Source organism: SAR86 cluster bacterium (assembly GCA_023703575.1).
In the GTDB taxonomy this organism is placed as follows: Bacteria; Pseudomonadota; Gammaproteobacteria; order Magnimaribacterales; family Magnimaribacteraceae; genus Magnimaribacter.
Map to the genome: position 1 here is coordinate 1,434,570 of CP097969.1, position 12,127 is coordinate 1,446,696.

Annotated in this window: 12 protein-coding genes and 1 tRNA gene; 5 read left to right on the forward strand and 8 right to left on the reverse strand. The window is 36.2% G+C overall.

Annotated elements, in window-relative coordinates:
* Nucleotides 1-32 precede the first annotated feature (32 nt).
* The 6 genes from M9C83_07310 to M9C83_07335 form a co-directional block, all read right to left on the reverse strand.
* A tRNA-Ile gene (locus tag M9C83_07310) sits at nt 33-109 on the reverse strand.
* Nucleotides 110-1,981, reverse strand: a complete 1,872-nt coding sequence (gene rpoD / locus M9C83_07315; GenBank protein ID URQ66448.1) for an RNA polymerase sigma factor RpoD — start codon at nt 1,979-1,981, stop codon at nt 110-112.
* Between the two features lie 60 nt (nt 1,982-2,041).
* Entirely contained in the window at nt 2,042-3,862 is a 1,821-nt protein-coding gene (dnaG, locus tag M9C83_07320) for a DNA primase (GenBank protein URQ66449.1), read from the reverse strand.
* Nucleotides 3,862-4,287 (reverse strand): Holliday junction resolvase RuvX, encoded by a 426-nt coding sequence (gene ruvX, locus M9C83_07325; protein URQ66450.1) that lies wholly within the window; start codon nt 4,285-4,287, stop codon nt 3,862-3,864. The genes dnaG and ruvX overlap by 1 nt, the downstream gene beginning before the upstream one ends.
* Nucleotides 4,284-5,264: a glutathione synthase gene (gshB, locus tag M9C83_07330; GenBank protein URQ66451.1), complete on the reverse strand. Its 981-nt coding sequence runs from the start codon at nt 5,262-5,264 to the stop codon at nt 4,284-4,286. Before gshB ends, ruvX begins: the two co-directional genes overlap by 4 nt.
* Nucleotides 5,245-5,979 (reverse strand): 16S rRNA (uracil(1498)-N(3))-methyltransferase, encoded by a 735-nt coding sequence (locus M9C83_07335; protein URQ66452.1) that lies wholly within the window; start codon nt 5,977-5,979, stop codon nt 5,245-5,247. Before M9C83_07335 ends, gshB begins: the two co-directional genes overlap by 20 nt.
* 145 nt (nt 5,980-6,124) lie before the next feature.
* Here M9C83_07335 and fis point away from each other — a divergent pair, with 145 nt between their 5' ends.
* From fis to M9C83_07360, 5 genes are all read left to right on the forward strand, one after another.
* Nucleotides 6,125-6,388: a DNA-binding transcriptional regulator Fis gene (gene fis, locus M9C83_07340; GenBank protein URQ66453.1), complete on the forward strand. Its 264-nt coding sequence runs from the start codon at nt 6,125-6,127 to the stop codon at nt 6,386-6,388.
* A 7-nt stretch (nt 6,389-6,395) separates the two neighbouring features.
* Entirely contained in the window at nt 6,396-7,964 is a 1,569-nt protein-coding gene (purH, locus tag M9C83_07345) for a bifunctional phosphoribosylaminoimidazolecarboxamide formyltransferase/IMP cyclohydrolase (protein ID URQ66454.1), read from the forward strand.
* A 3-nt stretch (nt 7,965-7,967) separates the two neighbouring features.
* A complete protein-coding gene (gene purD / locus M9C83_07350) occupies nt 7,968-9,254 on the forward strand; it encodes a phosphoribosylamine--glycine ligase (GenBank protein ID URQ66455.1) in 1,287 nt (428 codons plus the stop codon).
* A complete protein-coding gene (gene coq7, locus M9C83_07355; protein ID URQ66456.1) occupies nt 9,251-9,880 on the forward strand; it encodes a 2-polyprenyl-3-methyl-6-methoxy-1,4-benzoquinone monooxygenase in 630 nt (209 codons plus the stop codon). The genes purD and coq7 overlap by 4 nt, the downstream gene beginning before the upstream one ends.
* A 95-nt stretch (nt 9,881-9,975) precedes the next feature.
* On the forward strand, nt 9,976-10,221 hold the full coding sequence (locus M9C83_07360) for an RNA-binding protein (protein ID URQ66457.1): 246 nt from the start codon (nt 9,976-9,978) through the stop codon (nt 10,219-10,221).
* Between the two features lie 95 nt (nt 10,222-10,316).
* Here the strand turns inward: M9C83_07360 and trpC are convergent, their stop codons facing one another.
* Nucleotides 10,317-11,111, reverse strand: coding sequence for an indole-3-glycerol phosphate synthase TrpC (gene trpC, locus M9C83_07365; GenBank protein URQ66458.1), 795 nt, complete (start codon nt 11,109-11,111; stop codon nt 10,317-10,319).
* Nucleotides 11,111-12,127 carry an anthranilate phosphoribosyltransferase gene (trpD, locus tag M9C83_07370; protein ID URQ66459.1) on the reverse strand — a complete coding sequence of 339 codons (1,017 nt, stop codon included), beginning with the start codon at nt 12,125-12,127 and terminating at the stop codon, nt 11,111-11,113. Before trpD ends, trpC begins: the two co-directional genes overlap by 1 nt.

Consider the following 12,127-nt stretch of genomic DNA (forward strand, 5'->3'; position numbering starts at 1 on the left):
TTACTGGGATATTTCTGATAGATTCTCTTATGTGGTGGGCCCGGGAGGACTCGAACCTCCGACCAATGGATTATGAGTCCACTGCTCTAACCAACTGAGCTACAGGCCCTTATTCGTCTAGGAAACCTTTCAAGTGAGAGGATCTAGTTGGGTGTCTTAATTTTCTCAATGCTTTAGCTTCTATTTGTCTAATTCTCTCTCGAGTTACATCAAACTGCTTACCGACTTCTTCCAGAGTATGATCAGTATTCATTCCAATACCAAATCTCATCCTCAAAACCTTAGCTTCTCTTGCTGTAAGGCTGCCTAATATATCATCAGTAGCACCTTCAAGATTTTCTTCTATAGCCGCTATATCAGGTGCATCGATAGAAGTATCTTCAATAAAATCACCTAAGGTTGTATCTTCTTCATCTCCGATTGGGGTCTCGGTTGAAATCGGCTCTTTGGCTATTTTTAATACTCTTCTAACTTTATCTTCTGGAAGATCCATACGTTCACCCAGTTCTTCAGGGGTTGGTTCCCTTCCCATTTCTTGAACCATCTGACGTGAAACACGATTAAGTTTGTTGATAGTTTCTATCATATGTACCGGTATACGAATAGTTCTTGCCTGATCAGCGATCGAACGAGTAATTGCCTGACGGATCCACCAGGTGGCATAAGTAGAAAATTTATAGCCTCTTCTGTACTCAAATTTATCCACTGCTTTCATGAGGCCAATATTACCTTCTTGAATAAGATCTAAAAATTGGAGCCCTCTATTGGTGTATTTTTTGGCTATAGAAATTACCAGTCTAAGATTCGCTTCTACCATGTCTTTCTTAGCTCTACGTATTTTCGCTTCTCCTATAGACATCTTTCTATTTATATCTTTAATTTCACTGATAGGTAATTGAATAATTTTCTCGAGTTTAGAAAGCTTATTTTGTAACCTCACGATCTCAGCCAAATTTTCTTTTACTTCTTTTGCCCAAGGTTTTCTCGATTTAGCCATCTTTTCAGACCAAGAAGCGTTAGCTTCATTTCCAGCATAATCTTGGATAAATTCTTTTCTTGGCATCTTCCCCCTCTTTACATAGATGGTAAAAAGATATTTTTCAACTTCTCTAATAATTTCAAGAGCGTCTCTTGCGGGATCAGCTATAATTTCGAATTGAGTGGGAGATAATTTAAGAAATTGAAAAATTTCACCTAATTTTTCTTGTTCTTGAATAGCTGCTTTACTTGTTCTTGTTCTGGCACAAGCTTTATTCGTTTTATTGAATTGCCTTTTAAGTGAGCTAAAGCGTTTCTTGACTTCAACTGGATCAGGACCTGAGGCTTCATCTTCATCAGAATCACCCTTCTCTTCTTTCTCTTTCTTTTGAGCTAAAGCAGGTGGCGGAATACCCTCTTCTATATCCATAAATCCGACTAATACTTCCGATAACCTTCTATCTCCTGCTACAACCTCTTGATATTCATCTAAAATTCTATCGACAATACCCGGGTAGAAACAACATGCCTGCAATAGTTCTCGTGCGCCTTCTTCAATTCTTTTGGCTATTGCTATTTCACCTTCCCTCGTAAGGAGATCTACTGTTCCCATTTCTCTCATATAGAGACGAACAGGATCAGTTGTCCTTCCTACCTCTGACTCAACAGTAGTCAATGTAGTTCTGGTATCTGCAATAGTTTCTGGGGCGGCCTCAGAATTGTCATCACCAGCAGAATTATTTGATTCAAGAACTTCTATACCAATGTCCATCAACATCTGAATAGTCTCTTCAACCTGATCAGGATCGGATATATCTTCAGGTAGCATGGAGTTTATGTCCTCGTAGGTAAGAAAACCTTGATCTTTTCCTTTATCTACAAGTTCTCTAAGCCCTGAGTTTTCTAAGTCTTCTTCTCCAAAAAGGGCTTCATCAGAGGCTTCAACAGCCTCTACTTCTTTTTCTTTTGACTCAACGGGTGGATTTTTTGCTTTTCTTGCCATAACAAATTTTCAGGGTGGGCAATTATATTAGTTTTTTCCACAAAATGCCTCACTTTTAATTTAATTAGCTTTTTGACTAAGTTCTCTTAATAGATTCTTCTCTGGCTCTTCAAGTCGATGAAGATTAGTCAACAAATGTTGTTGAAGCTCAAAAGTCTCATCCTCGGATAATTTTCCTGTTTCAAATATTTCTTTTAGTTCGATTATTCTTGTTATGGAATCCGATTTCCTCAATTTCGATATACAGTCATTCAAATAATCAATAGCATTTTGCTCATCTATAGCATCGTGTGTTGAAATCAATGCACCTATGAAAGAAGCTGATTCCTTATCCAGCGTGCTTAAGAGATCAGAAATACCTACATCAGGATTTTGTTTAAAAAATGACACTACTGTTATCATCAGCCGAACTTCAGGCTCATGAAAGTCACTAAACTTTTCAAGATTATTGATCTGATTAGCCAAGTAGGGATAAGTTAGAACTAAAGATAAAATTTTAGATCCCAATAAGGTAGAGTCATAACTTATTCTATCTTCTCCAAGATCAGCTTTTGAATTTTTGATTTCACGTCTGGGATAACTTATTTTTTTGCTATGAGTTTTGATATCTTTAATTTCTAAACCTGTTAGCTTAGAAACCTCGCCTTCCAATAATTTCTTAATCGAACTTTCTTGCATGCCAGAAAGTAATTCCATAGCTTTAGAGGCCAGTGAAGCTTTCTGTTCTAGTGAAGTGACTTCAGATGCCATGGTTAATCTATCTATAAAATATTCAGATAATAATGTTGCATTATTAGATTTTGCTTTCAATTCCTCAACAGAATTTTTTTCTAACAAACTAGCAGGATCCTCTCCTTCAGGTAGAAATAAAAATTTTATCGTTTTACCATCGGTTACAGCTGGTAAGACATTTTTAAGAGCACCCCATGCAGCTCCTCTTCCGGCATCATCACCGTCAAAGCAAAAAATTATTTCGTTCACTATTTGTAATAGCTTTTGAATGTGAAATCTGTTCGTTGCAATTCCTAGTGTGGCAACTGAATTTGTCATGCCATGTTCATACATAGCTATAGAATCCATATAACCTTCGACTACAAAAATTTCTTTTATGTCTTTTCTAAATTCTAAGGCCTCATAAAATCCATAAAGTTCTCTATTTTTCTGAAAAACTGGGGTTTCTCCCGTATTTAAATATTTTGGTTGATCCTCGGGATTCATGACTCTGCCACCAAAACCAACCACTCTGCCTTTCCGATCTTTTATTGGAAACATCAACCTATCCCTAAAGAAATCAAATAACTTTTCATCTTTATTTTTTTTTGATAAACCTGCTTTGATTAGAACTTCTTCTTTTATGCCTTTATTTAGCATTTCTTTAGATAGTGCATCCCATGAATTACTAGCATATCCTAAAGAAAATTTTCTACAGACTTCACTCGAAATCTTTCTATTGTTAAGTATGTAATTTCGAACATGTTCCGAATCCTTAGAATCTGATAGATTCTTTTCAAAAATCTCCATTGCCATTTCTAATGCAGCGTATAAGGGGTCTTTTTCACTTGTAAATGACTGGTTATTTTCATAGGGAACTTCCACACCAGCTCTAGCTGCCAATGCCTCTATGGATTCGATAAAATCATATCCTTGATAGGACTGTAAAAAACCAATCACATTCCCTGTAGCTCTGCACTTAAAACAATAATAAAATTGTTTCTGGTCACTGACACTGAATGAGGGATTTTTTCCATCATCACAAAAAGGACATTGACCAAAATGGTCTTTACCTTTCTTTTTCAGGGGTAAAAAGGATTCCACTAGAGAAACAATATCAGTCATGTCTACGATTTCTCTAATGAAGTCTTTTGGTATAGAACCTGACATTAATACTTGCCCCTAAACCAATCTTCCAAAATAATTTGTGCAGAAATACTATGTTTATTTCTTGAATCTTTTATTCCCATCTGGATATTTTCTAACCTTTCTTTAGCCTCTCTACTGGATAATCTCTCATCGGTTTTTTCTATACTGATATCATATCTTTTGCTGAGAACAGTAGAAAATTTATCGGATGAATCTTGAATCTTGCTCCTAGTTCCATCCATATTTAGTGGATCGCCTACAACAAATAGATCAGGATTCCATTCTTTGACGATCATATCTAATTCTACCCAATCAGGTAAGCCGTCATTTGCATGAATAGAGTAAAATGTCGATGCTGTTTCAGTTATTTCTTGTCCTATCGCAATACCAATATTTTTAGTACCAAAATCAAAAGCCATTATCACTCTAGGAGAATCTTTGCTCATTTAGAAAATTCTTCTACCGATTCAATAAAAATTTCGGCTACGTCAATATCACAAAGCTCTTTGTATTCCTTAAAGCATGTTGGACTTGTTACATTTATCTCTGTTAAATAATCTCCAATAATATCAAGACCTACTAATAAAAGTCCTTTTTTCACTAATGATGGGCCTAGTTCTTCACATATCCACAAGTCTCTTTCTGATAGAGACTTTGCAACCGCAGAAGCGCCTGCAGCTAAATTACCTCGAAGCTCACCTTCTGCAGGCACTCTAGCAATTGAAGCATTCATGGGTTTTCCATTCACAATGAGAATACGTTTATCTCCTTCAGATATTTCAGGTATGAATTCTTGGATCATGACCTTTTCAGTGAATTGATCAGTTATTGTTTCTAAAATGACATTTAAATTTGGATCATTAGACTTCACTCTAAAAATAGAAGCTCCACCCATTCCGTCTAATGGCTTAATGACAGTATCTTTATTTTCCAGTACAAAATCGGTTAGAAAATCTTTTCGGCTTGTAACAAGGTGCCTAGTGCAACATTGAGGAAATTCGGAGGCGTAAACCTTCTCATTACAGTCTCTCAAGCTTCTAGGATTATTAAAGATATTAACTCCTTGTCTTTCAGCCATTTCTAAAACGTAAGTGTTGTAAATATATCCTGAATTAAAAGGAGGATCTTGCCTCATTAAAATTGAATCTAGTTCGCTAAGTTCAATTATTATTTCCTCTTCTTTGGTAAACCAGTCAGAGGGATTATTTCTAACCTCTAATTTATTGGAACTTGCATAGGGAATACCCGAATCAATGAATAAAGAATCAGGAGTGATATAAATGATTTCATGACCTTTTCTTTGAGCTTCTATCATCATCGCTAAAGTACTATCTTTTTTAAAATTAATAGTCTCGATGGGATCCATAACAACACCTAGCTTCATCTTTAGTCTGACTCCTGAATTAAAATTCTTTTGCAGCATATCTTAAAGCACTTATAACTGATATTGCTGCAGTTTCTGCTCTTAAAATACGTGATCCTATAGTAACAGGAATAAAACCTACCTCTTTCAAACCCCCAATCTCCTTCTGAGTGAAATCACCCTCAGGACCAATAGCGATTGAAATAGAATCTTTTATTTCTATTTCTGACAACATTATTTCTGCATCTGGATAGAGAACTATCTTAATATCTGAGTTGATTCCCAAAGACCAATCCTCGATCTTAAGAGGCTTAGTTATTTCGGGAATCCAATTCTCGCCACATTGCGCGCATGCTCCTCTAGCTATTTGATTCCATTTTTCTATTCTTTTTTCTAAATTAACATTTGTTCTATTTACTGTGACTCTTTCAGTCAACAAGGGCGAAAAGCTCCCAACACCTAATTCTGTAGCTTTTTGGACTGTTAAGTTAAAAGGATCATTCTTTATCAGAGACTGACCTAAATTAATTTGAATTCCATGTCTATTAGATAGTGGATAATTTTCTATGATTAAAATCTTAAGAATTTTCTTTTCAATATCTAGAATCTCAGCTAAAGCCGAGCTCCCCTTCCCATCGAAAACTGTAAACCTATCCCCAGCTCTTTTCCTAAGAACATTAAGTTCATGATGAAAATCTTTTTTATATAGTGATATAACTTCCCCTTCAATATAGGGAAGATCTAGAAATGTTCTTGTATATTCGTTATTACTCATTGAAGGGTATATTAAATCATCAAATCTATTTTTAAGGCATCGTAAAAAAAGTGTTCAATATTTCACTAAACTCCTTGAAAGAAAAAATATGTTGGGTATTATTCTTAATCCCTTCAGTAAATAAAGATGACGAAAATTTAGTAAAGTGACAAAGAACAAGAAAAAGAAATTCAACGGTGAAGGCAAGCAGTTAAGTCATCAAGTTTCCAAAAGTATGCACAAGTATTTCGAGCAGTTAGACGGCGAAAATCCTACTGATATTTACAATATGGTTTTAAAAGAAGTTGAACTTCCTCTGCTAGAGATAGTAATGAAGCAGTGTGGTGATAATCAATCAAAGGCCAGTAAGATATTAGGCATAAATAGAGGTACCCTTAGAACTAAACTAAAGGAACATAATCTACTCTAAACTATAGATGGCTCAAACTGCCAACCCAAAGATTAAAAGAGCTTTAGTAAGTGTGTCTGATAAAGAAGGCATCGTAGATTTTTGTTCATCTTTATCTAATGATTTTGGGATAGAAATTATTTCTACAGGAGGTACTCTAAAAACCCTATTAGATGCCGGAATCAAAGCAATAGATATTTCTAAACATACTGGATTTCCTGAAATGATGGATGGGAGAGTTAAAACCCTTCATCCCAAAGTGCACGGAGGAATACTTGCCAGAAGAGATATCGATCAGCAAGTCATGTTAGAAAATGAGATAAAAGCAATCGACTTAGTAATTGTAAATCTTTATCCATTTATTGAAACCATCGCAAAAGAAAATACTACTCTAGAGACTGCAATTGAAAATATTGATATCGGTGGACCTAGTATGGTTAGGTCAGCCGCAAAAAATAATTTATATGTGGGCGTGGTAGTGGAGCCAAATGATTATGAAAGGATACTTCAAGAGATTAAAGATAATGAGGGGTCACTTACTTTAGATACTAGAAGAAATTTAGCGGCTAAAGCATTTAGCCATACAGCAAATTATGATTCAGCTATCTCGGATTACCTCAACCACAAACAAAAAACGAAACCGGGGCATTTGTTTGGCAGATATCAACTTAAACAAGAACTAAGATATGGTGAGAATCCGCATCAATCTGCAGCCTTCTACGTCAATACAAGTCAGTCCAAGGGAAATAACGTCTCATCTGCCAAACAGATACAAGGCAAAGAACTTTCCTACAATAATATTGCGGATACAGATGCTGCCTACGAATGTGTGAAAGTTTTTTCTGAACCGGCTTGCGTTATAGTAAAACATGCCAATCCTTGTGGAATAGCACTTGGGTCTAATATTAAAGAAGCATATGAAAAAGCTTTTGCTTCAGATGAAACATCAGCGTTTGGCGGAATAATAGCTTTTAATCGCTCTCTTGATCAATCTACCACTAAAAAAATTATTGAAAATCAGTTTGTGGAGGTAATTATTGCTCCAGGAGTAGATCATCAGGCACGTGAAATCCTATCTAAAAAAGAAAATGTCAGACTTTTAGATACAGAGGAATTGGGTGAACCTACAAAAGAACCAAAAATATTGAGTGTTAATGGTGGATTATTAATCCAAGATAATGACTCAGCGGTTATCACGAGTGCAGATCTAGAATTAGTATCTAGCCGTAAACCAAGTAAAGACGAAATAGACAACTGTCTTTTCGCTTGGAAAGTATGTAAGTTTGTTAAATCAAATGCCATTGTGTATACAAAAGATTATCAAACAATTGGCATAGGTGCCGGACAAATGAGTAGGATTGATAGTGCAGAGATAGCAGCCTCTAAGGCGGAAGAAAGAGGTTTTGAAACACAAGGATGCTCTATGGCGTCTGATGCTTTCTTTCCTTTCAGAGATGGAATTGATGCCGCAGCTAAAATAGGGATCACATCTGTCATCCAGCCAGGAGGTTCGATGCGCGATCAAGAAGTAATTGATGCTGCTAATGAAGCGGGTATGGCCATGCTATTCACCGGCGTGAGACACTTTAGACATTGATAAATGAAGGTCTTGATAGTTGGGTCAGGTGGAAGAGAACACGCTCTATCGTGGAAAATATCTAAAAGCCCCTTGGTTAAAAAAATTTTTGTTGCTCCTGGAAATGGGGGAACAGAATTGGAAAATTCTATTATCAATATTGATATACAAGCTGATGATATTGAAGAATTGGTACAGTTTGCCATCAATAAACAAATCGACTTGACTGTCATTGGACCCGAAAATCCTTTGGTCAATGGAATAACTGATAAATTCGAAGAATCAGGATTAAGGTGTTTTGGGCCATCAAAAGGAGCCGCACAACTTGAAGGGTCAAAGGAGTTCATGAAGGATTTCCTTAGAAAATATAATATCCCTACGGCAGAATATTCCTCGTTCACCGACTCCATTAAAGCAATCGACTATGTAAGAGAAAAAGGATGCCCTATTGTAATAAAAGCTGATGGTCTAGCTGCTGGAAAAGGTGTAACAATTGCAAATAATATTGATGAGGCCAAAGAAGCAATAGATCTGGCGCTAGAATCTGAAATTTTTGGAGAAGCCGGAAGAAAAATTGTAATAGAGGAGTTCCTAAACGGAGAAGAAGCGAGTTTTATCGTAATGACCGATGGGATTAATGCTATTCCGTTTCCTTCTTCACAAGATCACAAAGCAAGAGATGAAAAGGATAGAGGACCAAATACCGGTGGTATGGGTGCATATTCTCCAGCACCAGTAGTTGATAGCATTGTCCATGAGAAAATCATGCAAGATGTAATTTATCCTACGCTAAATGGTTTGCGAGAAGAGGGATATAAGTATGTTGGTTTTTTATATGCCGGGATGATGATAGATCAAGATAAAAATCTAAAAGTACTCGAATTTAATTGCCGTTTTGGTGATCCTGAGACGCAACCCATAATGATGAGACTCAAATCGGATCTAGCTGACCTTTGTTTTAAAGCATGTGAAAGTGATCTTAGTAATGAAACGCTTGAGTGGGATGAAAAAAAATCTCTAGGAGTGGTGATTGCTGCAGAGGGATATCCTTCAAAGTATGAAATAAATAAAAAGATTAAAAACATCCCTTCAGAAAAAAATGATCTTAAGGTTTTCCATGCCGGTACTAGATTCCAAGAAGATAGCTTAACTTCAAATGGAGGAAGGGTAATGTGCGTCACTGCACTGGGCTCTTCAATTCAATCTGCTCAAAAAAAAGTTTATAATGCGATATCTGAAATTGCATATGAAGATGCTTTTTACAGAAAAGATATAGGTTACAGAGCAATAGATAGAGAAAAAGAAAAATGAGCTTAATAGATAAATTTATCACTGAGATCGATAAAGGTTTGAAGTTTTCTACACATAACTACCAGAAAGAATCGAGGCAGTATCCTGCACAAAACATTGATAAAGACTCTTTGAATGAACTTGAAAGAAGTATTTCTGCAAGCCTGATGAGAATAAATCATGCTGGTGAAGTTTCTGCTCAAGGCTTATATAGAGGCCAGGCCCTAACGGCTAGACTTGATGGCACTAGAGAAAAAATGGATGAAGCGGCTGAAGAGGAACTTGATCATTTGGCATGGTGCAATAAAAGACTTGAAGAACTTGATGAGAAACCAAGTATTTTCAATCCTATCTGGTATGGACTATCTTTCACTATGGGGGCAATTGCTGGCATGGCTGGAGATAAATGGAGTTTAGGTTTTGTCCATGAAACAGAAGAGCAAGTTGTTAAGCATCTGAAAAGTCATATGGATAGGATTCCAGCTAGCGACGCAAGGACTGCTTCAATTCTAGAACAAATGGCCATTGACGAAGCACATCATAGCGAAGAAGCTCTACAATCAGGTGCTGTTGAGTTACCTGATAATGTAAAAAAACTAATGGCTGGCATTGCTAAAATAATGACTAAATCCAGTTATTATGTTTAGTAAAAAATTATTTTTAAATTACCCATTGCTAATTAAATCTACACAGGTATAGTTGCGCGCGTAGCAATTATGCTATGTTTTTTGAAAAGGATAATATGAATATATACGTTGGAAATATTCCCTGGAGTACATCTGAGGAAGAATTAGAAGCTCATTTTGCTCAATACGGAAACGTCAACGCAGTCAGGATAATCACTGAAGGTCACTCAGGTAGATCGAAAGGTTTCGGATTTGTAGAGATGGAATCAAAAGAAGCAGGTCAAGCAGCAATTGAAGCGCTTGACGGAAATGATTTTGGTGGTAGAGATTTAAGAGTAAACGAAGCCAAACCTAGAGACTAGCTCTCACTAGAAGAATTAATCTTTTCTTCTAAATAAAGAAACAAAGTTCAAAGCCCAGATATTATCTTGGCTTTGCTTTTTTTTGTATTTCCAGTTTATTCTGGGGAGAAAAAAAGCTTTCTTAGTTCAGTTCCTGGATTTTCTGCTCTCATAAAAGACTCCCCGACTAGAAAGTTTAAAACATCGTAATTGAGTATTTGGTCTATATCTTCTCTTGTCTTTATTCCACTTTCAGAGACGATTAGTTTGTCTTTTAAATTTAGAGATAATTCTTTGGTAGTTTTAAGGTCTACTTCAAAAGTACTCAAATTCCGATTATTAATGCCAATAAATGGAAAATCTATTGGTTGAATACGTTCCAGTTCAGCTTGGTTATGAATCTCCACCAAAACATCTAGATCTAGACTTTTAGCAATATTTTTAAACTCCTTAAGTTGACTATCTGATAAAGCAGATACGATTAATAAAATACAATCTGCACCATATAATTTGCTCTGATAAATCTGATACTCATTAATAATAAAATCTTTTCTTAAAAGAGGAATCTCTACTTTAGACCTTATCTTCTTGAGATACTCTAAAGAGCCATGAAAGAATTTTTTGTCAGTCAGTATGCTCAGACAAGTGGCATTATTTTCCTCATATTGTTTAGCGATAGTTTCAGGTGAGAAGTTCTCTCTGATCACACCTTTGCTAGGAGAAGCCTTTTTTATCTCTGCAATTACAGATACAAGGCCTTTATTATTTCTTTGCTGGATAGATTGAATAAATCCTCGTCTTGGAGGCAAATCTAAAATCTTAGATTTGATATCTTCTAAGCTTTCTCTTCTCTCTTCCTCAGCTACTACTGAGTGTTTATCTTTTATAATTTCGTCAAGGTAGCTTGCCATTAGAATTTAGAGGAGTATTCAACTAATTGATTAAGTTTTTCAATCCCACCGCCATCTTTTACACATTCATTAGCTAATCTAATACCCGCCTCCAATGAGCTTGATACTTCAGAAACATATAGTGCAGCACCAGCTGCCATCGAGATCATAGAAGAAGCTTCTGGATGTTTATCAGCTAGCCCTAATTTTACGAGATTAAGACTTTCTTCTGGAGAATTCACTTGTAATCCATTAAGCGAAGAAGTTGTAAAATTAAAATCTTCTGGGTTAATAGTATACTCAGAGATATCTCCATCTTTCATCTCTACAACCAAGGTTGGAGAGGCGATACTTATCTCATCCAAGCCATCTTTAGAGTGAACAATCATGGTATGTTCACTTCCCAATTCCTTTAATACATTTGTAATGGGCTTCATCCACTTCTTATCATAAACACCCATAACTTGTCTTTTAGCAGATGCGGGATTAGTCAAGGGCCCAAGGACATTGAAAATACTCTTTTGAGCAATTTCTTTCCTAGGACCAACAACATGCTTCATAGCACTATGATGGGCTGGAGCAAACATGAATCCTAAGCCGATATTTTTTATACAATCTGCTACTTCAGTAGGTTTAAGTGCAAGAGGAACACCTGCTTGTTCAAGAAGATCAGCGCTACCGCTGCTCCTCGTCGCTGACCTATTGCCATGTTTTGCGACTTTTGCTCCACATTGACTTGCAACAAATGCAGAAGCTGTTGATACATTAAAAATACCAATTCCCGATCCTCCTGTACCGCAAGTATCTACTAGGTGAGTTAAATCAGTTTTGACTTTTAAAGAAAGTTCTCTCATTACTTCAACTGCGCCAATTACTTCTTCAACCGTTTCTCCTTTCATCGATAAAGCTATTAAAAAAGCACCGATTTGAGCATCAGTAGCCTTACCTTCTAATATCTCAAACATAACAGAAGACATTTCTTGTTTTTGAAGATCTTGATTTGAGACTACTTTGCTTATTCCTTCCTGTATATTCAT